Consider the following 25,115-nt stretch of genomic DNA (forward strand, 5'->3'; position numbering starts at 1 on the left):
GACGTAGCCGCGCCGGGGCACCTGCACCAGGACCGGCGCGTCCGCGGCCAGCGCCTTCCGCGCTGCCTCGTGCGCCAGTGACGGCAGCCGGGCCGAGCGCGCCGCGGCGTCCCGGGCCAGCTCGAAGTCCTCCCCGAGCGCCTGCACCCGGGGCGCGGCGGCGCGCAGCACGGCGCGGTCGGCGACCAGCTCGTGCGCCCAGCCCGACTCGACCAGCAGCGCACCCTCGGCGGTACGGGTGGTCCCGGCGACCACTGCGGCGCAGTCGTCCAGCCAGGCCCGCTGGATCAGCACGTCGCGCGCGTGCGGGTACGGCGCCCGTTCGTCGGCGTGCAGGTCGTCCCCGTCGTCCCACACGACCACCAGGCCCAGGTCGCGGACGGGCGCGAACATGGCCGCGCGCGTGCCCAGCACCACCTGGGCCGCGCCACGCGAGGCGGCCAGGAACGCCCGGTAGCGCTTCTCCGGCGAGTCGTCGGCCCGCAGCACCGTGAAGGAGTGCGCCGGCAGCAGGCCGGCAGCCGCGGCGGCGAGCCGGTCGAGGTCCCGGCCGTCCGGCACGACGACGAGCGAGCCCCGCCGTCCCGACAGCGCCGCGCGGCACAACTCGATGAGCCGGGCCGGCCAGTCCTCCCCGGGCAGCGCCGTCCAGACCGCGCGGGCCGGACGGCCGTCGGCCAGGGCGTCGAGCAGGGCGGGGCCGGCGCCGTACCGGGCGAACCCGGCCGGGTCCGGCGGCTCCGGCAGCGCGTCGGGTGTCGGGCTCTCCCGCTTCTCGGCGTTGGCCCGGCGCGGGGGCAGCGCCAGGCGCAGCACGTCGCCGGCCGTGCCTGCGTAGCGGTCGGCCACGGTGCGCACCAGCCGGGCCACCTGCGGGGTGAGCACCGGCTCCCCGGAGGGCACGTGCGACAGCGGCTGCAGCGTCCCGGCGAACTCGGAGTCGTCGCCCAGCTCCCAGACCACGCCGTCGACCAGCCGGCCGTGGAAGCGCACCCGCACGCGGCAGCCGGCCGTCACCGTGTCCGCGAACTTCTCCGGTACGGCGTAGTCGAAGGGCCGGTCGAGGTGCGCCAGGGGCACATCGACGACGACCCGGGCCACCAGCTGGCGGCCCGGGTCGTCGGAAGGGACAGGTGCGTCCAGGTGCTCAGCCGCCCACGGCCGCGCGCAGCGCGTCGACGCGGTCGAGGCGCTCCCACGGGAGGTCGACGTCGGTGCGGCCGAAGTGGCCGTAGGCCGCCGTCGGGGCGTAGATCGGGCGCAGCAGGTCCAGGTCGCGCACGATCGCGGCGGGGCGCAGGTCGAACACCGAGGTGATCGCCTTCTCCAGGACGTCGTCGGCCACGGTGCCGGTGCCGAAGGTCTCGACGAAGAGGCCGACGGGGTGCGCGGCGCCGATCGCGTAGGCCACCTGCACCTCGCAGCGCTTGGCCAGGCCGGCCGCGACGACGTTCTTGGCCACCCAGCGCATGGCGTAGGCCGCGGAGCGGTCGACCTTCGACGGGTCCTTGCCGGAGAAGGCGCCGCCACCGTGGCGGGCCATGCCGCCGTAGGTGTCGACGATGATCTTGCGGCCGGTCAGCCCGGCGTCACCCATGGGGCCACCGATGACGAACTTGCCGGTCGGGTTCACCAGGAGGCGGTAGCCGTCGGTGGGCAGGCCGAGGGCGGCCAGCTCGGGCTCGACGACGAGCTCCTTGATGTCGGGCGCGAGCAGCTGCTCGATGGAGATGTCCTCGGCGTGCTGCGAGGAGACCACCACGGTGTCGACGGCGACCGGCCGGTCGTCCTCGTAGACGACCGTGACCTGGGTCTTGCCGTCGGGGCGCAGGTAGGGCACCGAGCCGTCCTTGCGCACCGCCGACAGCCGCCGGGCGAGGCGGTGGGCCAGCGCGATGGGCAGCGGCATCAGCTCGGGCGTCTCGTCGGTGGCGTACCCGAACATCAGGCCCTGGTCGCCGGCGCCCTGGCGCTCCAGCTCGTCCTCGGCCGACCCGGTGCGGGCCTCGTAGGCGGTGTCCACGCCCTGGGCGATGTCGGGCGACTGCGCGCCGATCGACACGCTGACGCCGCACGAGGCGCCGTCGAAGCCCTTGCGCGAGGAGTCGTAGCCGATGCGGAGGACGGTGTCGCGCACGATCGCGGCGATGTCGACGTAGCCGGCGGTGGTGACCTCACCGGCGATGTGCACCTGGCCGGTCGTGATCATGGTCTCGACCGCGACGCGGCTCTTGGGGTCCTGGGCCAGCATCGCGTCCAGGATCGAGTCGCTGATCTGATCGGCGATCTTGTCCGGGTGCCCTTCGGTGACCGACTCGGACGTGAAGAGACGGCGTGACATGTCGGTACTCCTGGGTCGCTGGACACGAGTGGTCGAGCCGCTCGGGGACCACGACTCGCCACGGAGGCTACCTGGCGCACCGACCCGCCCCGGAACGGCGGGTCGTTCCCCCGGGTGACGCGGGTCAGGCCTGCGTCGCGGGCTCGAGCCGCGGGGCGACGACGTCCCAGATGCCGGCGGCGACGGTGTCCTTGGTGCCCAGACCGATCTCCGTCGAGGCGCCGTCGGCGGCCAGGACGGCGACCGCGTTGTCGGCGCGGCCGAAGACCTGCCCGCCGGAGACGTCGTTGACCACGAGCAGGTCGCAGCCCTTGCGGGCCAGCTTGGCGCGGGCGTGGGTCAGGACGTCGGCGTCGTCGTCACCGGTCTCGGCGGCGAAGCCGACGACCAGTTGGCCGGGTCGACGCTTCGTCACCAGCTCGGCGAGGATGTCGGGGTTGCGGACCAGCGGGACGGAGTCCGGCTCCCCCGCCGAGTCCTTCTTCATCTTGGCGCCGGCGACGCTGGCCGGGCGGAAGTCCGCGACGGCGGCGCTCATCACCACGACGTCGGCGTCCGCGGCCTCCGCGTGCATCGCCGACCGCAGCTCCTCGGCGGTCCCGACCGGGACCACCCGGACACCGAACGGCGCCGGCAGCTCGACGTTGGCCGCCACCAGGACGACCTCGGCACCGCGGGCGGCGGCCACCCGGGCCAGCGCCCAGCCCTGCTTGCCGGAGGAGCGGTTGCCCAGGTAGCGGACCGGGTCGAGCGGCTCACGGGTGCCACCGGCGCTGATGACGACCCGCCGGCCGGCGAGGTCGTGCGCGAGGACGGCGGCACCGGACGTGAGGACCACATCGGCCAGCGCCGCGATGTCGGCGGGCTCGGGCAGCCGGCCGGGGCCGGAGTCGGGGCCGGTGAGCCGGCCGACCGCGGGCGGCAGGACGACGGCACCGCGGCGGCGGAGGGTGGCGACGTTGTCCTGCGTGGCCGGGTGCAGCCACATCTCGGTGTGCATCGCCGGCACGAACACCACCGGGCAGTGCGCGGTGAGCAGCGTGGCGGTGAGCAGGTCGTCCGCGCGGCCGGCGGCGGCGCGGGCCAGCAGGTCCGCGGTGGCCGGGGCGACGACGACGAGGTCGGCGGTCTGCCCGATGCGGACGTGCGCGACTTCGGGGACGTCGGACCACACGTCGGTGGTGACGGGGTTGCCGGACAGCGCCTCGAAGGTGGCGGCGCCGACGAAGTGCAGCGCGCCCGGCGTCGGGACCACCCGCACGTCGTGACCGGCCTCGGTGAACGCGCGCAGCAGCAGGGCGGCCTTGTACGCGGCCACGCCACCGCTGACTCCCAGCACGATCCGGCTCATGGGCTCATCCTGCCGCAGACACGACGACGCCCCCGGTACCAGCCGGGGGCGTCCTCATCACAAAGGCGGATGACGTTCTCACGCCACCAGCCGCGGCCCCGGTCCGGAGGCTCGCCCCTGAGCTTGCGAGGGGGTGAGAGGGACCGGGGTCCTTTTTCAGTTCTCGCCGGCCGTGTGGGTCAGCAGGCCCTCGTTGATCTCGCGCAGCGCGATCGACAGGGGCTTCTCCTGCGGGGCGGTGTCGACCAAGGGGCCGACGTACTCCAGCAGGCCCTCGGAGAGCTGGCTGTAGTAGGCGTTGATCTGGCGCGCACGCTTGGCGGCGAAGATGACCAGGCCGTACTTGCTGCTGGTGCGCTCGAGCAGCTCGTCGATCGGCGGGTTGGTGATGCCCTCGGGGGCAGGTGCGACTCCGGACACGGGCGGGCGTGCTCCTCAGATCGGTTCAGCGGGGGCGGCGGGACCGCGTCCGCTATTCGTGAGCGCCGCTGCTCCGGACGTGTCCGGGCGACGGCGCAGTCAGCAAGCCTACCAACTCGTCCGCGGCACGGGCCACGTCGTCGTTGACGACGACCACGTCGAACTCGTCCGCGGCCTCCAGCTCGGCCCGCGCGATGGTCAGCCGGGCCTCCTGCACGGCCGCCGGCTCGGAGCCCCGACCGGCGAGACGGTTGACCAGTTCGCCCCAGGACGGTGGGGCCAGGAACACCAGCTGGGCCTCGGGCGCGCGCTCGCGCACCTGGCGGGCGCCCTGCAACTCGATCTCCAGGAGCGCGGGGGCGCCGGACCCGAGCCGCTCGCGCAGCGGGGCGACCGGGGTGCCGTAGCGGTTGCCCGCGTACTCCGCCCACTCGAGCAGACCGTCGGAGGCGATCAGCCGGTCGAACTCGGCGGCGTCGACGAAGTGGTAGTGGACGCCCGGCACCTCACCGGGGCGAGGGCGCCGGGTCGTCACCGAGACCGAGACCCACACGTCGGGGTGCCGACGCCGGACCTCGGCCACCACGGTGCCCTTGCCGACCCCGGAGGGCCCCGAGAGCACGGTGAGCCGTGCCGGTGTACCAGTTCCCACGCGTCGTCCTCGTCCGGTCGTGCGTGCGCGCCGGTCCGGGCTCAGCCGACCTGCTCGCCGCCGAACTCCGTCTCCAGCGCGCGGCGCTGGTTGGCACCCAGTCCCCGCACGCGGCGCGTCGGGGAGATCTCCAGGCGCTCCATGATCTTCGCAGCACGCGCCTTGCCGACACCCGGGAGGGACTCCAGGACCGCCGACACCCGCATCTTGCCGATCACCTCGTCGGTGTCGCCCTGCTTGAGGACGTCGCCGACGGTGGCGCCCTTGCTCTTCAGCCGTTCGCGCAGTTCGGCCCGCGCCTTGCGGGCGGCGGCGGCCTTCTCGAGTGCGGCGGCGCGCTGCTCCGGGGACAGGTCGGGAAGGGGCATGGTGCAACCCAATCGTGTCGTCGCCGGCAACGTTGCCGGCGTGCTGTTCGCGGATTCGGTCGGAGAGGGACGGCGTACGGGGCTGAGCCTCACCAGGAACGCTATCCCCGGCAAATCCGCAGGTCACCGGTGTCGCGCGCCGAACCCCCGACCGGTCGGCGGCGGGTCTTCACGAGACGTTCACGACGCCGATCACCCACGGTCATCCTCGCAGGTCAGGAGGGTTTCCGGACGTTCGTGTTCCGGGTGGGTTGTGCACCGCTGAACTGCGCGGTTCCGTCGACACGCCCGGTGCACGACACGCCGGAGCCCGTTCAGCCGGCGAGGGCCTCCGCCCACCGGTCGGCTGCCGCACGGAGCGCCGTGACGTCGGGCCCGGCCGCGAGCACGTCGCGGGAGACGGTCGGGACGACGGCGGTGCCGCTGCCGAAGAGCCGGCGCAGGTCGGCGGGCGAGCCCCCCTGCGCGCCCAGGCCGGGGGCCAGCACCGGACCACCCAGGCCGGTCAGGTCGACGTCGAGCTCCCGGAGGGTCGCCCCGACGACGACGCCGAAGGAACCGGTGGTGGCTCCGAACCGGCTCGCCATGTCCTGGACCGCGCCGAGGTCGGGCAGCGGGTCGCCGACCACCCAGCCGGGGGTGTTCCAGCCGCGGACGGTGTCGACGACGACCTGGGCGACGCTCCGCTCCCCCACCAGGGCGTGCTGGAGCGTGCCGGCGTCCGGGTTGGAGGTCCGGGCCAGCACGAACAGCCCGCCGCCGTGCTGCCGGGCGGTGTCGACGGCCGGCTGCAGCGAGCCGGGGCCGAGGTAGGGGCTGACCGTCATCGCGTCGACCGCCAGCGGGTGGTCGGGGCGCAGGTAGTCGGCGTAGGCGTCCATCGTCGAGCCGATGTCGCCCCGCTTGGCGTCGAGCAGCACGAGGGCGCCGGCAGCCCGGGCGCGCGCGACGGCGTCCTCCAGGACGGCGAGCCCGCGGGAGCCGTGCCGCTCGTAGAACGCCAGCTGCGGCTTGAGGACGGCGACCGAGCCGGCCAGCGCGTCGACGACGGCGTCGGTGAACCGGGCCAGACCCTCGGGGCTGTCGGGCAGTCCCCACCGCGCCAACAGCGGCGCGTGCGGGTCGATGCCCACGCACAGCGGGCCGCGCTCGGCGACCGAGTCGGCCAGCCGGGATCCGAACGACGTCGTCATCGGTGTGCGTACCCCACTGCCTCGCGCAGGCTCGGGAACCCGCGCTGCTCGAGTGCGGCGGCCAGCTCCGCGTGGATGCGGCCGAGCGCCGACGGATCGTTGAAGACGGCGGTGCCCACCGAGACGGCCGACGCCCCGGCGAGCACGAACTGCAGCGCGTCCAGACCGGACCGGATGCCGCCCATGCCCAGGATCGGCACCTCCGGCAGCGCCGCGTGCACCTGCCACACGCAGCGCAGCGCCACCGGCCGGATCGCCGGGCCGGAGAGGCCGCCGGTGATCCCGCCCAGCAGCGGCTTCATCGTGTCGGGGTCGATGACCAGACCGAGCAGGGTGTTGATCATCGACAGGCCGTCGGCGCCGGCGTCCACCACGGCCCGGGCGACGGAGACGATGTCGGTGACGTCGGGGCTGAGCTTGGCGTAGACCGGCTGGGCCGGGTCGGCGGCGGCGCGCACCGCGGACACGACGTCGGAGGCGGCGACCGGGTCGCAGGCGAACACCTCGCCCCGGCTCTCCACGTTCGGGCAGCTGATGTTCACCTCCAGCCCGGCCACGCCCGGCACCCCGCGTAGCCGGGTGGCCAGCTCGGCGAAGTCCTCGACGCGGACGCCGGCGATCGAGACGAACGCGCGCGCCCCCCGTTCGGCGAGCCAGGGCAGCTCGCCGGCGAGGAGACCCTCGATGCCCGGTCCCTGCAGGCCGATCGAGTTGAGCATGCCGCTGGGCGTCTCGGCCATCCGCGGGGTGGGCCGGCCGGAGCGCGGCCGCAGCTGCACCGACTTGGTCACCACCGCGCCGATGGCGGTCAGGTCCACGAACGGCTCCAGTTCCCGGCCGAAGGCCGAGCAACCGGAGGCGGTCAGCACCGGGCTGGGGATCGACACCCCGCCCAGCGCGGTCGACATGTCGACGGCGGTCTGCACGGTGGTCACGGTCGGGTCACTCCCATCGCGTCGGCGCCGACGACGTCCCAGGGCAGGGTCCCGACGTCGTCGAAACGCACCCGGTCCCCGCCGAAGACGGGCCCCTCGGTGCAGGACCGGGACAGCCGGGTCTGCCCGTCCTCCCCCACGACCGGCAGCACGCAGGTCATGCAGACCCCGATGCCGCAGGCCATCGACTCCTCGACGGCGACGTAGGACGGGATGCCCCGCGCGGTGGCGGCGTCGGCGACCGCCTGCAGCATGCGCATCGGACCGCAGGCGTAGACGACCCCGCAGTCGGGCAGCAGCTCGTCGACGGCGAGGGTGACCAGGCCCCGGCGGCCGGAGCTGCCGTCGTCCGTGGTGACGGCGAGGGTGTCGACGAGGCCGGTGAGCTCCTGCACGGAGCACAGCCGGTCGGCGGCCGCGGCACCGGCGACGGCGGCGACCTCGTGTCCCGCGGCCTTCAGCTGCGCGGCCAGCCCCACGAGCGCCGCGGCGCCGTAGCCACCGCCCACCAGCAGCGCGCGGGCGCTCGCCGGGGGCGCCGGGAACGGCCGGCCGAGCGGGCCGACGACGTCGACGGTGTCCCCGACCCGGCGCTGGGTGAGCCAGGTGGATCCCGGTCCGGCGGCCGAGACGACGACGGTCACCACGCCGTCCTCGGCGGTGCTGATCGCGATCGAGCGACGCAGCAGCAGGCCGGAGGTCTCCCCGCCGACGGCGAAGGCGACGAACTGACCGGGCTGGGCGCGCTCGGCGATCTCGGGCGCGGCCAGCCGCAGCTCCACGTAGGCGTCCACCGGGCGGGCGCCGACCACCTCGACGGTGCGCTGCACCGGCGCCGCGTCCGCCTGCGGCGCCGGCGTCGTCAGGTGCTCCGCCGTCACGAGGGCGTCCCCGCGGCGGCGCGCAGCCCCTCGGCCAGCGCCGCGTGCACCTCCTGCAGGCTGCGCACCCCGATGCCGCCCTGGCGCAGCGCCTCGATGCCCTGCACCGCGGCGGCCATTCCCTGCACCGTGGTGATGCACGGGATCCCGGCCGACACGGCCGCGGTGCGGATCTCGTAGCCGTCCAGACGAGGGCCGCTGTTGCCCGGCGCCCCGAACGGCGTGTTGACCACCATGTCGACGTCGCCGGCGAGGATGGCCTCGACGACGTTGCCCGGGCCCTCGCTGTACTTGCCGACGACCTCCGCGGCCACGCCGTTGCGCCGCAGCACCTGGGCGGTGCCCACCGTGGCGAGGATGCGGAAGCCGAGGTCGGCCAGCCGCTTGACCGGGAAGATCGCGCCCCGCTTGTCGCGGTTGGCCAGGGACGCGAAGACCGTGCCCTCCGTCGGCAGCGACCCGTAGGCGGCCGCCTGCGACTTGGCGAACGCGGTGCCGAACTCGGTGTCCAGGCCCATGACCTCGCCGGTCGACTTCATCTCCGGGGAGAGCAGCGTGTCCACGCCGAAGCCCTCGACGGTGCGGAAGCGGTTGAACGGCAGGACCGCCTCCTTGACCGAGATCGGCGCACCCTCGGGGAGGTCGGTGCCGTCGCCGGCCGCCGGGAGGACGCCGGCCGCGCGCAGCGAGGCGATCGTCTCCCCCACCGCGATCCGGGCGGCGGCCTTCGCCAGCTGCACCGCCGTCGCCTTGGAGACGAAGGGCACCGTGCGGCTGGCCCGCGGGTTGGCCTCGATCACGTAGAGGATGTCGTCCTTGATCGCGTACTGGACGTTCATCAGCCCGCGGACGCCGATCCGCTCGGCCAGCTTCTCCGTGGCCGCCCGGATCTTGAGCAGGTCCGCCGTGCCCAGGGTGATCGGCGGCAGGGCGCACGCCGAGTCGCCGGAGTGGATGCCGGCCTCCTCGATGTGCTCCATGACCCCGCCCAGGTAGAGGTCGGTGCCGTCGTAGAGGGCGTCCACGTCGATCTCGACGGCGTCCTCGAGGAACCGGTCGACCAGCACCGGGTGGTCGACGCTCACGTCGGTGGCCTTGGCGATGTAGGCCTCGAGCGTGGCGTCGTCGTAGACGATCTCCATGCCCCGGCCGCCGAGCACGTACGAGGGCCGGACAAGCACCGGGTAGCCGATGTCGGCGGCGATGGCGCGGGCCGACTCGTACGTGGTGGCCATCCCGTGCTTGGGGGCGAGCAGGCCGGTGTCGGAGAGCACCCGGCTGAACGCGCCGCGGTCCTCGGCGTCGTCGATCGCCTCGGGCGAGGTGCCCAGCACCGGCACCCCGGCGTCCTTGAGCCGCTGCGCCAGGCCCAGCGGCGTCTGGCCGCCCAGGGTGCAGATGACCCCGGCGACCGGACCGGCGGCGCGCTCGGCCTCGACCACCTCGAGGACGTCCTCGAAGGTGAGCGGCTCGAAGTAGAGCCGGTCGGCGGTGTCGTAGTCGGTGGAGACGGTCTCGGGGTTGCAGTTGACCATCACCGCCTCGTAGCCGGCGTCCTGCAGCGCCATCACGGCGTGCACGCAGGAGTAGTCGAACTCGATGCCCTGCCCGATCCGGTTCGGGCCGGAGCCCAGGATCAGCACCGCGGGCTTCTCGCGCGGCTCGACCTCGGTCTCCTCGTCGTAGGAGGAGTAGTGGTACGGCGTGCGGGCGGCGAACTCGCCGGCGCAGGTGTCGACGGTCTTGTAGACCGGCCGGATGCCCTGGCGCCAGCGCAGCGCGCGGACGCCGTCCTCGCCGGCCAGCTCCGGCCGCAGCACGGCGATCTGCCGGTCGGACAGGCCGTGCCGCTTGGCGCGGCGGAGCAGCTCCGGCGTCAAGGACGGCGCGTCGTGCACAGCGACGCCGACCTCGCGGATCAGCGCGATCTGGTCGACGAACCATGGATCGAATCCACTGGCAGCCGCTACCTCTTCGATCGTCGCACCGGCGCCGAGGGCGGCCTCGGCCAGGTACAGCCGGCCGTCGACCGGCGTACGCAGGGCCTCCAGCAGCAGTTCGGCGGTCGTCCGCTCGGCTGCCTGGTCGCCCGCACTGGCGACCCAGGTGGGCTCCGTCCAGAAGCCGGCCTTCTTCGTCTCGGTCGAGCGCATCGCCTTGCCCAGGGCCTCGGCGAAGTTGCGGCCCATCGACATGACCTCGCCGACGCTCTTCATCGTCGTCGTCAGGCGGGGGTCGGCGCCGGGGAACTTCTCGAAGGCGAACCGCGGGATCTTGACGACGACGTAGTCCAGCGTCGGCTCGAACGCGGCCGGGGTGACGCCGGTGATGTCGTTGGTGATCTCGTCGAGGGTGTAGCCGATGGCCAGCTTCGCGGCGATCTTGGCGATCGGGAAGCCGGTGGCCTTCGACGCCAGCGCGCTGGAGCGGGAGACCCGCGGGTTCATCTCGATGACGACCAGCCGGCCGTCCTCCGGGTTGACCGCGAACTGGATGTTGCAGCCGCCGGTGTCCACCCCGACCTCGCGCAGCACCGCGATGCCGACGTCGCGCATCTTCTGGTACTCGACGTCGGTGAGCGTCATCGCCGGCGCCACGGTCACCGAGTCACCGGTGTGCACGCCCATCGCGTCGATGTTCTCGATCGAGCAGATGACCACCACGTTGTCGCTGCGGTCGCGCATCAGCTCGAGCTCGTACTCCTTCCAGCCCAACACCGACTCCTCGATGAGCACGGTGTGCACCGGGGAGTCGGCCAGCCCGTGCGAGGCCATGCGGCGGAGCATCGCCTCGTCGGTCGCGAAGCCCGAGCCGAGCCCGCCCATGGTGAAGCTGGGCCGGATGACGACCGGGTAACCGACCTCCTCGGCGGTCTCGATCGCCTCCTCGACGGTGCCGCAGACCCGCGAGCGGGGGGCGTCGGCGCCGATGGAGCGGACGATGTCCTTGAACTTCTGCCGGTCCTCGCCGCGGTTGATCGCGTCGACGTCGGCGCCGATGAGCTGGACGCCGTACTTCTCCAGGGTGCCGTTCTCGTAGAGGCCGATCGCGATGTTCAGCGCGGTCTGCCCGCCGAGGGTGGCCAGCAGCGCGTCGGGACGCTCCTTGGCGATGACCTTCTCGACGAACTCCGGGGTCAGCGGCTCGATGTAGGTGGCGTCGGCGACCTCGGGGTCGGTCATGATCGTCGCCGGGTTGCTGTTGACCAGGCTGACCCGCAGCCCCTCGGCGCGCAGCACGCGGCACGCCTGGGTACCGGAGTAGTCGAACTCGGCGGCCTGGCCGATGAGGATCGGCCCGGAGCCGATCACCAGGACGTGCTCGATGTCTGTCCGCTTCGGCATCAGTTCTTCTCCCCGGTGCTGTGCTCGACGACCAGGGACGGCCCGCCCGCGGACGCCGTCCCCGCCCGGGCCTCCTCCATCAGATCGACGAAACGCTGGAACAGTGGCGCGGCGTCGTGCGGCCCGGCCGCGGACTCCGGGTGGAACTGGACGCTGAACGCGGGCACCTCGAGGCAGCGCAGGCCCTCCACGACGTCGTCGTTGAGGCCGACGTGGCTGACCTCCACCTGCCCGTAGGGCGTGTCGGTGGGCCGGTCGAGCGGGGCGTCGACGGCGAAGCCGTGGTTGTGGCTGGTCACCCGGACCGTGCCGCTCACCCGGTCCAGCACCGGCTGGTTGAGGCCGCGGTGGCCGAAGCGCAGCTTGTAGGTGCCCAGACCCAGCGCGCGGCCGAGGATCTGGTTGCCGAAGCAGATGCCGAACAGCGGCCGGCGGGCGTCCAGGACGCCCTGCACCGCCGCGACGGCGTAGTCGGCGGCCGCCGGGTCGCCGGGACCGTTGGAGAGGAAGACCCCGTCGGGGCCGGCCGCCAGCAGCTCCTCGGCGGTCGCCGTCGAGGGCAGCACGTGGGTCTCCACGCCGAGGGCGGCCAGGTGCCGCGGGGTAGCGGTTTTGATGCCCAGGTCCAGGGCGGCGATGGTGAACCGCTTCTCCCCCACCGCCGGGACGACGTAGGCCTCGGTGGTGCTCACCGACGGCGCGAGGTCGGCGCCCTTCATGCTCTCGCTGGCGGTCACCCGCTCCAGCAGCCGGCCGGGGTTCAGCTCGGTGCTGATGCCGGCGCGCATGGCGCCGCGGTCGCGCAGGTGGCGGGTGAGCGCCCGGGTGTCGATGCCGCTGATCCCGATGATCCCGTGCGCGACCAGCTCGTCGTCCAGGCTGCCGGTGGAGCGCCAGTTCGACGTGCGGCGGGCGGGGTCGCGGACGACGAACCCGGCCGGCCACATGCGCCGGCTCTCGTCGTCCTCGCCGTTGACGCCGGTGTTGCCGATGTGCGGGGCCGTCATCGCGACGATCTGGCCGGCGTAGCTCGGGTCGGTCAGCGTCTCCTGATAGCCGGTCATCCCGGTGGCGAACACCGCCTCGCCGACCGTCGTCCCCTCCGCCCCGTAGGACTCACCGTGGAACGTGCGCCCGTCCTCGAGCACGAGGACCGCTTCTGTCACTTGCTGTGCCTTCCTGTCCGATTCCGCGCTCGCTCCGCGCCTCGCTCGTTCCTCGCTGCGATGCTCACTCGCTGTCATCGAACGGCCTTTCCGTCGAGCACGGTCGGCGTCCCCCGGAGGAACGTCGCGACCACCCGGCCGGGGAGCTCCCGGCCGGCATAGGGGCTGTTGCGGCTGCGGCTGGCCAGCGCCGCGGGGTCGACCGTCGAGCGGGTGGCCGGGTCCACGAGCACCAGGTTGGCCGGCTCACCCGGGGCCAGCGGGCGGCCATGGGCGGCGGGACCGAGTGCGGAGAGGCGGCCGATCTGCGCCGGGCGGACCGACATGCGGTCGGCGACGCCGGCCCAGTCGAGCCGGCCCGGCTCGACCATCGTCTCGATGACCACCGAGAGCGCCTGCTCCAACCCGAGCATCCCGGGCCGGGCCTGCGCCCACTCGCTCTCCTTGTCCTCGACCGCGTGCGGGGCGTGGTCGGTGCCGACGGCGTCGATCGTCCCGTCGGCGAGACCGGCGCGCAGCGCCTCCACGTCGGCGTCGGTACGCAGCGGCGGGTTGACCTTGAACACCGGGTCGTAGGACTCGGCGCAGGCATCGGTGAGGAGCAGGTGGTGCGGGGTGACCTCGGCGGTCACCTGGACGCCCCGGGACTTCGCCCAGCGCAGGATCTCCACCGACCCCGCCGTCGAGACGTGGCAGACGTGCAGCCGCGCGCCGACGTGCTCGGCCAGCAGCACGTCGCGGGCGATGATCGCCTCCTCGGCAGCGGCCGGCCAGCCGGTCAGGCCGAGCCGGGCGGAGCGGTCGCCCTCGTGCATCTGTGCGCCGGCGGTGAGCCGTGGCTCCTCGGCGTGCTGGGCGACGACGCCGTCGAAGGCCTTCACGTACTCCAGCGCGCGGCGCATCAGCGCGGGGTCCGCGACGCAGTGCCCGTCGTCGGAGAACACCCGGACGCGGGCCGCGGAGTCGGCCATCGCGCCGAGCTCGGCCAGCCGCTCGCCCTTGAGCCCGATGGTCACCGCGCCCACGGGGACGACGTCGACCAGGCCGGCCTCCTGGCCCAGGCGCCAGACCTGCTCGACGACGCCGGCGGTGTCGGCCACCGGGTCGGTGTTGGCCATGGCGTGCACCGCGGTGAAGCCGCCCAGGGCAGCGGCGCGGCTGCCCGTCTCGACGGTCTCGGCGTCCTCGCGGCCCGGCTCGCGCAGGTGCGTGTGCAGGTCCACCAGGCCGGGGAGCGCGACCAGGCCCGCCGCCTCGACCACCTCGGCGTCCGTCGCGGACAGGGACTCGCCGATCGCGGCGATCCGGCCGTCGGTGAGCAGGATGTCGGCAGGGTCGCCGCCCAGCGGGCGGGCGCCCTTGATCAGGTACGAGGTCATTCGGGAGCCCCTCCGAGCAGCAGGTAGAGCACGGCCATGCGGGTGGAGACCCCGTTGGCGACCTGCTCGACGATCGTGGAACGGGCGGAGTCGGCCACCTCGGCGGCGATCTCCATCCCGCGGTTCATCGGGCCCGGGTGCATGACGACGGCCTCGTCGTCCAGCAGGGCCATCCGGCGGGCGTCCAGCCCGTAGCGGCGGCTGTACTCGCGGGCGCTCGGGAAGAACGAGGCGTTCATCCGCTCGGCCTGCACCCGCAGCATCATCACGACGTCGGACTTGGGCAGCACGGTGTCGAGGTCGTAGCTGACCTCGGCCGGCCAGCTGCCGACACCCACCGGCAGCAGGGTCGGCGGCGCGACGAGCGTGACCTCCGCACCCAGGGTGTGCAGGAGCCCGACGTTCGAGCGGGCCACCCGGCTGTGCAGGACGTCGCCGACGATCGCGACCCGGACGCCCTCGAGCCGGCCGAGCCGCTGCCGGATCGTGTACGCGTCCAGCAGCGCCTGCGTCGGGTGCTCGTGGGTGCCGTCTCCGGCGTTCACCACGCTGCCGCGCACCCAGTTCGCCAGCCGGTGCGGGGCACCCGACGCCGAGTGGCGGACGACGACGGCGTCCGCGCCCATCGCCTCGAGGGTCAGCGCGGTGTCCTTGAGGCTCTCCCCCTTGGAGACGCTGCTGCCCTTCGCCGAGAAGTTGATGACGTCGGCCGAGAGCCGCTTGGCGGCCAGCTCGAAGGAGATGCGGGTGCGGGTGGAGTCCTCGTAGAAGAGGTTCACCACCGTCCGACCGCGCAGCGTGGGCAGCTTCTTGACCTCGCGGCCGGCCAGCGCCTGGTCGATCTGGGCGGCGGTGTCCAGGACGAGGGTCGCATCCTCCCGGTCGAGGTCGGCGGCCTCCAGCAGATGGCGCTTCATGAACCCTGCTCCCCCGTCCGCTGCCCCTCGGTGAGCAGCACCTCGTCCACGCCGTCGGTCTCGGTCAGCCGGACCAGGACCTTCTGAGCCCGCGAGGTGGGCAGGTTCTTGCCGACCAGGTCCGCGCGGATCGGCAGCTCGCGGTGACCCCGGTCGACCAGGACGGCGAGCTGCACCGCACGGGGGCGACCGAGGTCCCGCAGCGCGTCGAGCGCGGCGCGCACCGACCGGCCGGAGTAGAGGACGTCGTCGACGAGGACGACCAGCCGGTCGTCGATCCCGCCGGCGGGGAGCTCGGTGGGCTCCAGCGCCCGGACGCCGTGCCGCCGGAGGTCGTCCCGGTAGAGGGTGATGTCGACGGTGCCGACGTCGACCGCGGCCCCCGAGAAGGCCTCGATGCGCGCGGCGAGGCGGCGGGCCAGCGGGGCGCCCCGGGTCGGGATGCCGACGAGCACCAGCCCGGAGAGCCCGCCGTCCGCTGAACCCGGGGCGTCGGCGGCTGCCCGTTCGATGAGCTGGTGGGCCATCCGGTCGACCATGCGGGCGACGTCGGAGGCGGAGAGAACGGTTCCTGCCGTCGGGTCGCCGCTGGAGGGCGCCGGACTGCGGGCAGGCTCGTGCGAGCTGGCCATCAGGCCTCCTTCCCCGCCTCACTGGACGGGTCGTTAAAGGAGTGGGTGGACCGGCCATGACGGTACTGCACGCCCGCGGAACGACGTCGACCGGTGCGGAACCCGCTGGTCGGGGCTCAGTCGGCCCGCTGAGGGCCCGTCGCCCGTTCGCCGGGAACGCGGGAGTCGGCCTGTCGCGGGTGCCGCTCGACCAGTACGCTCCGTGACGACGTGGCCCTTACCGAGACGACGGACAGTGAGCAGACAGCGATGAGCACCGACTACTCGCGCGCCCTGGGCGCCAGGCTCCGCGCCATCCGCAACCAGCAGGGCCTCTCCCTCCAGGGGGTGGAGGACAAGTCCCACGGCCGCTGGAAGGCCGTCGTCGTCGGCTCCTACGAGCGCGGCGACCGCGCCGTCACCGTGCAGCGGCTCTCCGAGCTCGCCGTCTTCTACGGCGTGCCCGTCTCCGAACTGCTCCCCGACCCGCGGCCCAGCTCCGCGGTGACCTCCAGCACCAAGATCGTGCTGAACCTCGAGTCGCTGGGCTCGCTGCCCGCCGACGAGGCCGGCCCCCTGGCCCGGTACGCCTCGACGATCCAGGCGCAGCGGCACGACTACAACGGCAAGGTCCTCTCCATCCGCGCCGAGGACCTCAAGTCGCTGGCGATCATCTACGACATGAGCCCCGACGAGCTGACCACGCGGCTCATCGAGTGGGGGGTCCTCTCCCCCGGCATGGAGAGCGTCGTCGGCTTCGGCGGCCCCGATGACGACGACGAGGAGCTCGACCCGAACTGGGAGCGCCGCCGCTCCCCGAGGTGACCCGGAGCAGCACTCAGCGCGATCTCGTGGTGAACGGGCGACGACGGCTGCGGGAGCCGGCCGGCCCTACTCCAGGGCCTCGACGATGCGGATCTCCCGATCCGCGGCGTCCCCGAGCGCGCGCAGCGCCTGCTGGTACCCGTCGCTGTGGTACGCCTGGAACGCCGCCTCGACGCTGGGGAACTCGATGAGCGTCGTCCGCAGCAGTGACGCTCCCTCGAGCGCGTGTGCGGGGGTGCCCCGCGCCAGGAAGCGGCCGCCGGCCGCCTGCATCGCCGGACCCGCGAGCCGGATGTACTCCGTGAGGCGCTCGTCGTCCCGGATCTCGGTGAACGTGTTGATCCAGTAGGCCCTGGCCACGACCGCCTCCGAAAGCTCAGGGCACGTCCGCGCGCGCCACGGTGCACAGGATGGCCGATGGGCCCCGGCGACGACACGCGCGCCGGTGCTCTCCCCCGCCGTCGCCGCTGTGCCAGGGTGCTGCCACCGGGGCGCTGGGCCCGCGGAGCAGGGAGATCCCATGCCGGCCGTGCAGCTGACCGCGGTGTCCAAGAGCTACCGCCGCCGGGGCCGCCCGCCCCAGAAGGCGCTCGACAGCCTCGACCTGCTGGTCGAGTACGGCGGCGTGCACGGCTTCCTCGGCCCCAACGGCTCGGGCAAGACCACCTCCATCCGGATCCTGCTCGGGCTGGTGGCCGCCGACTCCGGCAGCGGGGAGATCCGGCTGCTCGACCAGCCGGTCCCCGACGGCCTGCCCGACGTCATCGGTGCGGTCGGCGCCCTCGTCGAGACCCCGCTGTTCTTCCCCGGCTTCTCCGGGCGGCTCAACCTGCAGCTGCTCGCCGAGGCCGCCGGGGTCTCGCGCGCCCGGGTCGAGGAGTGCCTGGAGCTGGTGGACCTCACCGACCGGGCCGCCGACCGGTTCAAGGGCTACTCGCTCGGCATGAAGCAGCGGCTCGGCATCGCCGCGGCGCTGCTCAAGGAGCCGCGGCTGCTGATCCTGGACGAGCCGAGCAACGGCCTCGACCCCGCCGGGATCCGTGACGTGCGCGAGCTCATCCGCAGGCTCGGCCGCGACGGGCGCACCACCGTGCTGCTCTCCTCGCACCTGCTCCCCGAGATCCAGCAGGTGTGCGACTCGGTGTCGATCCTGGCGCGAGGACGCTGCGTCGCCTCCGGGCCGGTCGGCGAGGTGCTGGCCAGCCGCGGCTCCGGGGACGTGATCGTGCACATCGGCGACCCCGCCACCGCTGCCGGCGTGCTGCAGCGGGCCGGGTTCTCCGTCTCCCCCGCCGAGGGCGCGCTGATGGTCCACGCCGTCGACACCCCCAGCGACATCACCCGCGTGCTGGCCGGAGCCGGCCTCTACCTCGAGGAGCTGAGACGGGTGACCCCCGACCTGGAGAGCGCCTTCCTCGCCATCACCGGAGACCCGTCGATCACCGGCCCCGCCGCCGGTGGGACGCAGGCATGAGCACCGCCGTGGAACGACCCCCCGCGCCACCCGCCGGCCCGCCCACGCACCGGTCGAGCTTCGGCAGCCTGCTCCGCTCGGAGGCGCACCGGTTCCGGTCCCGCCGCTTCATCCAGGTCGTCCTGCTGCTCGCGATCGCCGCCTGCATCGTCGGGACCACGATCGCTCTCACCCAGTTCGGCACGCCCGGCGACGCCGACATCGCGCGCGCCGAGCAGCAGATCGCCGCGGACGTCGCGATGAACGAGCAGTTCCGCCAGGAGTGCCTGGCCGACGCCGATCTCCCCGACGGGGTGTCCGCCGACGAGTTCTGCGGCCCGGAACAGACCGCCGACGACTACGAGCTGTCGTGGTACCTGAGCAAGGCCCCCTTCGACTTCGAGTCGGAGGGCACGAACGGCGCGATGGGCTTCGCCGCGATCAGCGCGGTCATCGCCGCGCTGGTCGGAGCCACCTGGATCGGCGCCGAGTGGTCGACGCGTTCGATCGTCGCGCTGCTGTTCTGGGTGCCCCGGCGGATGCAGGTGATGGCCGCGAAGGTCGTCGTCCTCACCGGCGCGGCGGCGCTCATCGGCGTCCTGGCCCAGGCGTCCTGGCTGGGCGTCTCGGCCCTCCTGCGCGCCGCCGTCGGCAGCGATGCCGCGCTGCCGGAGGGCTTCTGGAGCGCCCTCCTGCAGACCCAGGCCCGCGGCGTCCTGCTCACGGTGATCGCCGCGCTGCTCGCCTTCGGGCTGGCCAACCTGGTGCGCAACACCGGTGCGGCGCTGGGCATCGCGTTCGTCTACCTGATCATCGTGGAGAACTTCGTCCGCGTGTTGCGGCCGACCTGGCAGCCGTGGCTGCTGAGCAACAACGCCGCGGCGCTGGTCCAGGACGGCGGAGCGACCCTCTACATCGAGGACCGGGGCCCGAGCACCGACGGCTTCTTCCAGCAGACCGAGTACTACCTGGGCCATCTGCAGTCCGGCGTCTACCTGGGTGCCGTCACGCTGGTCGTCGTCGGCATCGGCGCCGTCCTCTTCGCCAGACGCGACCTGCAATGACTTTGTCGTCCTCCGGACGACACCGCGGCCACGTGCCGTCCCCCAGTGGCGACGAGCGCGTCCGAGTTCCGCGTCGGGAACCCTCCGGGCCCCGCGACGCGGAACTCCCAGCTCACGAGGAGCTGGGGATCTCCGCCTGCAGGATGGCGCCGAGGACGCCGTTGACGTACGCGGGCGAGTCGTCGGTCGACAGCGTCTTGGCCAGCTCCACGGCCTCGTCGATCACGACGGCGTCGGGGACGTCGTCGGCCCAGAGCAGCTCGTAGACGGCCATGCGCAGGATGGCGCGGTCGACGTCGGGCAGCCGGTCGAGCGACCAGTTGGCCGCGTGCGCCTCGATCAGCGCGTCGATGCGGCCGGCATGCTCCTCGACGCCCTCGACCAGCCGGATCGCGTGCTCGGGGATCGGCGGGTTGCCGTCGGCCACCCGCTCCGCGAGCAGCGCCTTCCGGTCGCGGTTGCGGACGTCCGCCTCGTAGAGGACGTCGACGGCGCGCTTGCGCGCCTTGGTGCGGGCAGCCATGGAAGGAGCCGCGAGGTCAGTTGGCGCGGCCGAGGTACCGGCCGTCCCGGGTGTCGACCTTGAGCTTCTCGCCCGTCGAGATGAACAGCGGCACCTGGATCTGCGCGCCGGTCTCCAGCGTCGCCGGCTTGTTGCCGCCGGTGGAGCGGTCGCCCTGCAGGCCGGGGTCGGTGTGCTCGACCACGAGCTCCATGGTCACCGGGAGCTCGACGTAGAGAGCCACGCCCTCGTGCATCGCGACGGTGACCTCGGTGTTCTCCAGGAGGTAGTCCGCGCCGCCGCCGACGGTCTCGGCCGGGACCGGGATCTGGTCGAACGTGTCGCCGTCCATGAAGACGAAGTCGGTGCCGTCCTTGTACAGGTACGTCATGTTCCGCTTGTCGACCGTGGCGGTCTCGACCTTGGTGCCGGCGTTGAATGTCTTGTCGACGACCTTGCCCGAGAGCACGTTCTTCAGCGTCGTGCGCACGAACGCGCCGCCCTTGCCGGGCTTGACGTGCTGGAACTCGTTGACGGACCAGAGCTGGCCGTCCAGCTTGAGGACCATGCCGTTCTTGAGGTCGTTGGTGGTAGCCATCTAGAGAACCAGCAGTTCCTTGCTCGTGAGGGTCAACAGTTCGGGCTCGTCGTCGGTGACGATCAAGGTGTCCTCGATCCGGACACCGCCGTGGCCGGGCAGGTAGACGCCCGGCTCCACGGTGACGGCCATGCCGGCGGCCAGCGTACCCGCGCCGAGCGGGCCGATGCCCGGCGCCTCGTGGATCTCCAGCCCCACGCCGTGCCCGAGCCCGTGCGTGAAGTGGTCGCCGTGGCCCGCGGCCGCGATGACCTCCCGGGAGGCCTCGTCGACGGCGACGACGTCGACGCCGACGGCGAGCGCCGCGCGACCGGCGGCCTGGGACTCGGCGACGAGCGCGTAGATCTCCCGCTGCCAGTCGGCCGCATGGCCCAGGACGAGGGTGCGGGTCATGTCGGAGTGGTAGCCGTCGACGGTCGCCCCGAAGTCCAGCTTGAGGAGGTCGCCGTCGCGCAGGACGGTCGCGTCGGGCCGGTGGTGCGGGATGGCGGAGTTGGCCCCCGCGGCGACGATCGTCTCGAAGGACGGCGCCTCGGCACCCAGGGCGAGCATCCGCGCGTCCAGCTCCCGGCCGACCTCCAGCTCCGTCCGGCCGGGCCGCAGCGCCCCCTCGGCGGCGAGCTCGGCGAGCGCCTGGTCGGCGACCGCGCAGGCGCGGCGCAAGGACTCGATCTCGCCGGCGTCCTTGATCGCCCGCTGCCCCTCCACGGCACGGCGGACCGACTCCAGCTCCGGCACGGTGCCGCCGTCCGCGGCGTCGGCGAGGACCGCGCGCAGCTGGTCCAGGCCGTCGACGGTGAGGTCGTGGGACTCGAAGCCCAGCCGGCCCAGCCCCGCGCGCACCGCGGCGCGGGCCAGCGCCGGCACGGTGCCGCGGTCGACGAGCAGCTCCACGTCGGGGACCTGGGTGGACGCCTGGGTGGTGTAGCGGCCGTCGGTGCCGAACAGGTCCGCGCCGTCGGTGCGGACCAGCAGCGCGCCGTTGGACCCGGTGAAGCCGGTCAGGTAGCGGACGTTGAGCAGGTTGGTGACCAGGACGGCGTCGAGCCCGCGCTGGGCGGCGGTGGCCCGCAGGACGTCGCGCCGGGCCGCTCTGCTCGCCACCCGCCCCGCCGCTCCCGCCACGCTCACCGGTGACCCCGGAGCGACATCCACTGCAGCGCGAGCACGTAGCCCTCGACCCCGAGCCCGGCGATGACGCCGTCGGCGACCGAGGAGACGTAGGAGTGGTGCCGGAAGGCCTCGCGCTTGTGGATGTTGCTGATGTGCACCTCGACCAGCGGGGTGTTCAGGGCCGCGAGGGCGTCGTGCAGCGCGACCGACGTGTGCGACCACGAGGCCGGGTTGAGGACGACGGGGTCGCCGGCGTCGGTGGCCTCGTGGATCCAGCGCAGCAGCTCGGCCTCGTCGTCGGTCTGGCGGACCCGCACGTCGAGCTCCAGCTCCCGCGCGGTGGTCTCGAGGACGTCGACGAGCTGGGCGTAGGTCGTCGAGCCGTAGATCTCCGGCTCGCGCGTGCCCAGCCGGCCGAGGTTGGCGCCGTTCAGGACCTGGATGGTCATGCGGGTGCTCCTGTCGGGGTGGTGGGGCGGGTGGCTATTCGCTGACGGCGGCCCAGGCGGCGTCGAGCCAGGCCTGGTCGGGGTCGGTCAGGATCATCGGGTTGCCGATGCCGTCGAGGACGACGAAGCGCAGGGACGCGCCGCGGGCCTTCTTGTCCACGCGCATCACCTGCTGGATGCGCGCCCAGTCGCCGGCGTAGCGCACGGGCAGGCCCATCGCGGCGACCAGCGTGCGGTGCCGGTCGACCTCGTCCGCCGTCAGCCGCCCCGCCTGCCCGGCCAGCTCGGCGGCGAACACCAGGCCGACGGCGACCGCCTCGCCGTGCCGCCAGCCGAAGTCCTCGATCCGTTCGATGGCGTGCCCGAGGGTGTGGCCGTAGTTGAGGAACTCGCGGACACCGGTGTCCCGGAGGTCCTGCCCCACGGCGTCGGCCTTCACCTGGACGGCGCGGGCGATCAGTTCCTCGGTGTCCAGCCGGCCGGTGGGGTCTTCGGCGAGCAGCCGGAGGATCTCGGCGTCGGCGATGAATCCGCACTTGACCACCTCGGCCAGCCCGGAGCGGAACTCCGCCCCGGGCAGGCCGGCCAGCGCGTCGGTGTCGGCGAGCACGGCGGCCGGCGGGTGGAAGGCGCCGACGAGGTTCTTCCCGGCCGAGGTGTTGATGCCGGTCTTGCCCCCGACGGCGGCATCGACCATGCCCAGCAGGCTCGTGGGCACCTGGATCACGCGCACTCCGCGGGCCCAGGTCGCGGCGAGGAAGCCGGCGAGGTCGGTCACCGCTCCCCCGCCGATGCCGACGACGGCGTCGGTGCGGGTCAGCCCCAGCCGCCCGAACTGCTCCCAGGCGCCCGCCGCGACGTCCGCGGTCTTGGCGGCCTCGCCGTCGGGGACGACGACGGCCTCGGCGGCCACCCCCGCGGTCTGCAGCGTCTCCACCGCGGCGCCGGCGGCTGCCGCGAGCGGGGGCGCGTGCACCACGACGGCGCGGGCGGTGCCCTCGAGCACCCGTGCCAGCTCCATCTGCGCGCCCGCTCCGATGAACACCTCGTAGGGCCGCTCGCCGGCCACGGCCACCCGCCTCACCGGGTGGCTCCGGACACCAGGGCCAGGACGTCGGCGACGACGTCGTCGGTGCTGCGGTCGCTCGTGGCCACCGTGTGGGTGGACACCTCGGCGTACAGGGGTGCGCGCTGCTCCAGCATGCTGCGCAGCATGGCCCGCGGGTTGACCGCGAGCAGCGGACGGTCCCGCGAGAGGCCCACACGCCGGGCGGCCGAGGGCAGGTCGACGTCCAGCCAGACGACGACCCCGCCCCGGCTGCCGTGCGCGACCAGCAGCGCCCGGGTCTCCGGCGCGGTCACCGCGCCGCCGCCGAGGGCGAGCACGCCGTCGTGCTCGGCGAGCCCGCGCGCCACCGCCCGCCGCTCCAGGTCGCGGAAGTGCGCCTCACCGTGCTCGACGAACAGGTCGGGCACGGAGCTGCCGGTCTCGAGCTCGACGTCCCGGTCGGTGTCCCGGAAGTCGACGCCCAGCGCCGCGGCCACGGCCCTGCCCACCGTCGTCTTGCCCGATGCCGGCGGGCCGACCAGCACCAGCAGAGGTCCCTCGGCGCCGCTCACCGGAGCGGCAGCGCGTCGAGGTAGCTCCGCGCGTTCCGGCGGGTCTCGGTGACCGAGTCGCCGCCGAACTTCTCCAGGACGGCGTCCGCGAGCACGAGCGCGACCATCGCCTCCATCACCACGGAGCCGCGGGGCACCGCGCAGGCGTCGCTGCGCTGGTTGATGGCCACAGCCGGCTCCAGCGTCTCGGTGTCGACGGTGGCCAGCGCCCGGGGCACGGTGCTGATGGGCTTCATCGCCGCCCGCACCCGCAGCGCCTCGCCGTTGGTCATGCCGCCCTCGATGCCGCCGGCCCGGTCGGTGCGGCGCCGCACGCTGGGCGTGCCGTCGACCTCGTCGGCCAGGTCGATCTCGTCGTGGGCCACCGAGCCGCGGCGCCGGGCGGTCTCCAGCCCGTCACCGACCTCGACGGCCTTCACCGACTGCACGCCCATCAGGGCGCCGGCCAGCCGGGAGTCGAGCCGGCGGTCCCAGTGCACGTGGCTGCCCAGGCCCGGCGGCAGCCCGTGGACGACCACCTCGATGACGCCGCCGAGGGTGTCGCCACCTCTCCGGACGTCGTCGATCTCGGCGACCATCCGCTCGCTGGTCGCCGGGTCGGCGCAGCGCACCGGGTCCTCGTCGATGCGGGCGTTGTCGTGGGGTCCGGGCAGTACGCCGTCGGGCACGACCACCGGACCGATGGCGACGACGTGGCTGACCACCTCGACGTCCAGCACCTGGCGGAGGAACGCCTGCGCGACCGCCCCCAGGGCCACCCGCGCCGCGGTCTCCCGGGCGCTGGCGCGCTCGAGCACCGGCCGGGCGTCGTCGAAGCCGTACTTCTGCATGCCGGCCAGGTCGGCGTGGCCGGGCCGGGGCCGGGTCAGCGGCGCGTTGCGCGCCTGCCCCTCGAGGATCTCGGCATCGACGGGGTCGGCCGACATCACCGTCGACCACTTCGGCCACTCGGTGTTGCCCACCTGGATCGCGATGGGGCCACCCTGCGTGCGGCCGTGCCGCACGCCGCCGGTGAGCGTGACCTCGTCCTGCTCGAACGACATCCGAGCGCCCCGGCCGTGCCCCAGGCGCCGGCGGGCCAGCTGTACGTCGATGTCGGAGGTCTGCACCTCCACCCCGGCGGGCAGGCCCTCCAGGATGGCGGTGAGTTGCTGACCGTGCGATTCACCTGCGGTCAGCCAGCGCAACATGCCCCGATCCTAGAAGGACCACCCTTCCCCCCTCCCCTCGCAGGCTCGGGCGGGCCCCTGAAGGGTGGCCGTTCGTTCACCCGGGCGGGGTCGCGCCCAGGGCGAGGGCGAGCACGGCGCCGGCGAGCAGCGGCGGGCCGAACGGGATCGCCGTGCGCCAGCCCGCCCGGCGGGTGAGCAGCAGCGCCACCGAGACCAGGGCGCCGGTGAGCAGGCCCAGGAACACCCCGGCCATGAGCACGCCCCAGCCGAACCAGCCCAGCAGCAGTCCGATCAGCCCCAGCAGCTTCACGTCACCCAGCCCCAGCCCCTCCGGCGAGACCAGCCAGCCGAGCCCGGCGACGACGGCGGCCACCGCGGCCGCCGCCCCTGCCCGGAGCAGCGCGGTCCAGGTGCCCAGCACGGCCGCGTCCACGAACAGGGCGGTCGCGCAGACGACGAGCGCGGGATAGGTGACCCGGTCGGGCAGCCGGTGGCTCGCGAGGTCGGCCGCCCCCAGCACCACCGCGGCACCGGCGGCCCAGACCAGCGCCGCCGTCGCCGGTCGCAGCTCGCCCAGCTCCCCGGTTCCGACGAGCAGCGCCGCGAACACCGCCGTCATGACGCCGATGCGCAGCGGGGTGGCCGATGCCGCGTCGTCCCGGGTGGCCGACCGGACCGCGATCCGGGCCAGCCACGGCCCGAGGGCCACGGCCACGATCAGCGCTGCGGTGGCGAGCACCGGCCGGGAGAGGTCCACGGCG

General features: G+C 73.7%; 26 protein-coding genes. 3 read left to right on the forward strand and 23 right to left on the reverse strand.

What is annotated here, in order from left to right; translation table 11 throughout:
* The 14 genes from BN344_RS20455 to pyrR form a co-directional block, all read right to left on the reverse strand.
* Positions 1-1,101: primosomal protein N' family DNA-binding protein (locus BN344_RS20455; RefSeq protein ID WP_462475925.1), on the reverse strand; the 1,101-nt coding region annotated here is incomplete at its 3' end.
* A 46-nt stretch (positions 1,102-1,147) separates the two neighbouring features.
* Positions 1,148-2,341: a methionine adenosyltransferase gene (gene metK, locus BN344_RS00425; RefSeq protein WP_040336587.1), complete on the reverse strand. Its 1,194-nt coding sequence runs from the start codon at positions 2,339-2,341 to the stop codon at positions 1,148-1,150.
* A 124-nt stretch (positions 2,342-2,465) separates the two neighbouring features.
* A complete protein-coding gene (coaBC, locus tag BN344_RS00430; RefSeq protein ID WP_040336588.1) occupies positions 2,466-3,692 on the reverse strand; it encodes a bifunctional phosphopantothenoylcysteine decarboxylase/phosphopantothenate--cysteine ligase CoaBC in 1,227 nt (408 codons plus the stop codon).
* 156 nt (positions 3,693-3,848) lie between these two features.
* A complete protein-coding gene (rpoZ, locus tag BN344_RS00435; RefSeq protein WP_012949163.1) occupies positions 3,849-4,112 on the reverse strand; it encodes a DNA-directed RNA polymerase subunit omega in 264 nt (87 codons plus the stop codon).
* A gap of 52 nt (positions 4,113-4,164) precedes the next feature.
* The gene (gmk, locus tag BN344_RS00440; RefSeq protein ID WP_040336589.1) at positions 4,165-4,764 is read right to left on the reverse strand and encodes a guanylate kinase; all 600 of its coding nucleotides are present in this window, start codon (positions 4,762-4,764) and stop codon (positions 4,165-4,167) included.
* 41 nt (positions 4,765-4,805) lie between these two features.
* Positions 4,806-5,132: an integration host factor, actinobacterial type gene (gene mihF, locus BN344_RS00445; RefSeq protein WP_040336590.1), complete on the reverse strand. Its 327-nt coding sequence runs from the start codon at positions 5,130-5,132 to the stop codon at positions 4,806-4,808.
* Positions 5,133-5,446: 314 nt separating this feature from the next.
* On the reverse strand, positions 5,447-6,325 hold the full coding sequence (gene pyrF, locus BN344_RS00450) for an orotidine-5'-phosphate decarboxylase (protein ID WP_040336591.1): 879 nt from the start codon (positions 6,323-6,325) through the stop codon (positions 5,447-5,449).
* Positions 6,322-7,260, reverse strand: a complete 939-nt coding sequence (locus BN344_RS00455) for a dihydroorotate dehydrogenase (RefSeq protein WP_231486381.1) — start codon at positions 7,258-7,260, stop codon at positions 6,322-6,324. Before BN344_RS00455 ends, pyrF begins: the two co-directional genes overlap by 4 nt.
* A complete protein-coding gene (locus BN344_RS00460) occupies positions 7,257-8,141 on the reverse strand; it encodes an iron-sulfur cluster-binding protein (RefSeq protein ID WP_231486382.1) in 885 nt (294 codons plus the stop codon). The genes BN344_RS00455 and BN344_RS00460 overlap by 4 nt, the downstream gene beginning before the upstream one ends.
* The gene (gene carB, locus BN344_RS00465; RefSeq protein ID WP_040336592.1) at positions 8,138-11,485 is read right to left on the reverse strand and encodes a carbamoyl-phosphate synthase large subunit; all 3,348 of its coding nucleotides are present in this window, start codon (positions 11,483-11,485) and stop codon (positions 8,138-8,140) included. The genes BN344_RS00460 and carB overlap by 4 nt, the downstream gene beginning before the upstream one ends.
* A complete protein-coding gene (gene carA, locus BN344_RS00470; RefSeq protein WP_040336593.1) occupies positions 11,485-12,651 on the reverse strand; it encodes a glutamine-hydrolyzing carbamoyl-phosphate synthase small subunit in 1,167 nt (388 codons plus the stop codon). The genes carB and carA overlap by 1 nt, the downstream gene beginning before the upstream one ends.
* A gap of 74 nt (positions 12,652-12,725) precedes the next feature.
* Entirely contained in the window at positions 12,726-14,030 is a 1,305-nt protein-coding gene (locus tag BN344_RS00475) for a dihydroorotase (protein ID WP_040336594.1), read from the reverse strand.
* Positions 14,027-14,947, reverse strand: a complete 921-nt coding sequence (locus tag BN344_RS00480; protein WP_040336595.1) for an aspartate carbamoyltransferase catalytic subunit — start codon at positions 14,945-14,947, stop codon at positions 14,027-14,029. Before BN344_RS00480 ends, BN344_RS00475 begins: the two co-directional genes overlap by 4 nt.
* The gene (gene pyrR / locus BN344_RS00485) at positions 14,944-15,579 is read right to left on the reverse strand and encodes a bifunctional pyr operon transcriptional regulator/uracil phosphoribosyltransferase PyrR (RefSeq protein ID WP_040336596.1); all 636 of its coding nucleotides are present in this window, start codon (positions 15,577-15,579) and stop codon (positions 14,944-14,946) included. Before pyrR ends, BN344_RS00480 begins: the two co-directional genes overlap by 4 nt.
* A 249-nt stretch (positions 15,580-15,828) precedes the next feature.
* On the opposite strand from pyrR, the gene bldD reads away from it, so the two are divergent.
* Entirely contained in the window at positions 15,829-16,383 is a 555-nt protein-coding gene (gene bldD, locus BN344_RS00490; RefSeq protein ID WP_081788280.1) for a transcriptional regulator BldD, read from the forward strand.
* 66 nt (positions 16,384-16,449) lie between these two features.
* Here the strand turns inward: bldD and BN344_RS20025 are convergent, their stop codons facing one another.
* Positions 16,450-16,743, reverse strand: coding sequence for a DUF1330 domain-containing protein (locus tag BN344_RS20025; protein ID WP_040336597.1), 294 nt, complete (start codon positions 16,741-16,743; stop codon positions 16,450-16,452).
* A gap of 160 nt (positions 16,744-16,903) precedes the next feature.
* Here BN344_RS20025 and BN344_RS00500 point away from each other — a divergent pair, with 160 nt between their 5' ends.
* Positions 16,904-17,857 carry an ABC transporter ATP-binding protein gene (locus BN344_RS00500; RefSeq protein WP_040336598.1) on the forward strand — a complete coding sequence of 318 codons (954 nt, stop codon included), beginning with the start codon at positions 16,904-16,906 and terminating at the stop codon, positions 17,855-17,857.
* Complete coding sequence (locus tag BN344_RS00505) at positions 17,854-18,900, forward strand: ABC transporter permease subunit (protein WP_040336599.1); 1,047 nt, start codon at positions 17,854-17,856, stop codon at positions 18,898-18,900. Before BN344_RS00500 ends, BN344_RS00505 begins: the two co-directional genes overlap by 4 nt.
* Before the next feature lie 112 nt (positions 18,901-19,012).
* On the opposite strand, the gene nusB is transcribed toward BN344_RS00505, so the two are convergent.
* The 8 genes from nusB to BN344_RS00545 all read right to left on the reverse strand — a co-directional run bounded on the left by nusB (position 19,013) and on the right by BN344_RS00545 (position 25,111).
* Positions 19,013-19,423: a transcription antitermination factor NusB gene (gene nusB / locus BN344_RS00510; protein ID WP_040336600.1), complete on the reverse strand. Its 411-nt coding sequence runs from the start codon at positions 19,421-19,423 to the stop codon at positions 19,013-19,015.
* 16 nt (positions 19,424-19,439) lie between these two features.
* Positions 19,440-20,000: an elongation factor P gene (gene efp, locus BN344_RS00515; RefSeq protein WP_040336601.1), complete on the reverse strand. Its 561-nt coding sequence runs from the start codon at positions 19,998-20,000 to the stop codon at positions 19,440-19,442.
* Positions 20,001-21,104: a M24 family metallopeptidase gene (locus BN344_RS00520; RefSeq protein ID WP_040337714.1), complete on the reverse strand. Its 1,104-nt coding sequence runs from the start codon at positions 21,102-21,104 to the stop codon at positions 20,001-20,003.
* 23 nt (positions 21,105-21,127) lie between these two features.
* On the reverse strand, positions 21,128-21,562 hold the full coding sequence (gene aroQ, locus BN344_RS00525) for a type II 3-dehydroquinate dehydratase (RefSeq protein WP_040336602.1): 435 nt from the start codon (positions 21,560-21,562) through the stop codon (positions 21,128-21,130).
* Between the two features lie 34 nt (positions 21,563-21,596).
* Positions 21,597-22,646, reverse strand: coding sequence for a 3-dehydroquinate synthase (aroB, locus tag BN344_RS00530; protein WP_040336603.1), 1,050 nt, complete (start codon positions 22,644-22,646; stop codon positions 21,597-21,599).
* Entirely contained in the window at positions 22,643-23,182 is a 540-nt protein-coding gene (locus BN344_RS00535) for a shikimate kinase (protein ID WP_040336604.1), read from the reverse strand. Before BN344_RS00535 ends, aroB begins: the two co-directional genes overlap by 4 nt.
* Positions 23,179-24,372, reverse strand: coding sequence for a chorismate synthase (aroC, locus tag BN344_RS00540; RefSeq protein WP_040336605.1), 1,194 nt, complete (start codon positions 24,370-24,372; stop codon positions 23,179-23,181). Before aroC ends, BN344_RS00535 begins: the two co-directional genes overlap by 4 nt.
* A 76-nt stretch (positions 24,373-24,448) precedes the next feature.
* The gene (locus BN344_RS00545) at positions 24,449-25,111 is read right to left on the reverse strand and encodes a prepilin peptidase (protein WP_040336606.1); all 663 of its coding nucleotides are present in this window, start codon (positions 25,109-25,111) and stop codon (positions 24,449-24,451) included.
* Positions 25,112-25,115 lie beyond the last annotated feature (4 nt).

The organism is Candidatus Blastococcus massiliensis AP3 (assembly GCF_000582785.1).
In the GTDB taxonomy this organism is placed as follows: Bacteria; Actinomycetota; Actinomycetes; order Mycobacteriales; family Geodermatophilaceae; genus Blastococcus; species Blastococcus massiliensis.

Coding starts and splice junctions, on each gene's coding strand:
- pyrF (WP_040336591.1), bottom strand. CDS start 6,325: ATGACGACGTCGTTCGGATCCCGGCTGGCCGACTCGGTCGCCGAGCGC.
- BN344_RS00475 (WP_040336594.1), bottom strand. CDS start 14,030: ATGACCTCGTACCTGATCAAGGGCGCCCGCCCGCTGGGCGGCGACCCT.
- BN344_RS00500 (WP_040336598.1), top strand. CDS start 16,904: ATGCCGGCCGTGCAGCTGACCGCGGTGTCCAAGAGCTACCGCCGCCGG.
- metK (WP_040336587.1), bottom strand. CDS start 2,341: ATGTCACGCCGTCTCTTCACGTCCGAGTCGGTCACCGAAGGGCACCCG.
- BN344_RS00480 (WP_040336595.1), bottom strand. CDS start 14,947: ATGAAGCGCCATCTGCTGGAGGCCGCCGACCTCGACCGGGAGGATGCG.
- bldD (WP_081788280.1), top strand. CDS start 15,829: ATGAGCACCGACTACTCGCGCGCCCTGGGCGCCAGGCTCCGCGCCATC.
- mihF (WP_040336590.1), bottom strand. CDS start 5,132: ATGCCCCTTCCCGACCTGTCCCCGGAGCAGCGCGCCGCCGCACTCGAG.
- coaBC (WP_040336588.1), bottom strand. CDS start 3,692: ATGAGCCGGATCGTGCTGGGAGTCAGCGGTGGCGTGGCCGCGTACAAG.
- aroC (WP_040336605.1), bottom strand. CDS start 24,372: ATGTTGCGCTGGCTGACCGCAGGTGAATCGCACGGTCAGCAACTCACC.
- BN344_RS00505 (WP_040336599.1), top strand. CDS start 17,854: ATGAGCACCGCCGTGGAACGACCCCCCGCGCCACCCGCCGGCCCGCCC.
- efp (WP_040336601.1), bottom strand. CDS start 20,000: ATGGCTACCACCAACGACCTCAAGAACGGCATGGTCCTCAAGCTGGAC.
- pyrR (WP_040336596.1), bottom strand. CDS start 15,579: ATGGCCAGCTCGCACGAGCCTGCCCGCAGTCCGGCGCCCTCCAGCGGC.
- carB (WP_040336592.1), bottom strand. CDS start 11,485: ATGCCGAAGCGGACAGACATCGAGCACGTCCTGGTGATCGGCTCCGGG.
- aroQ (WP_040336602.1), bottom strand. CDS start 21,562: ATGACCATCCAGGTCCTGAACGGCGCCAACCTCGGCCGGCTGGGCACG.
- nusB (WP_040336600.1), bottom strand. CDS start 19,423: ATGGCTGCCCGCACCAAGGCGCGCAAGCGCGCCGTCGACGTCCTCTAC.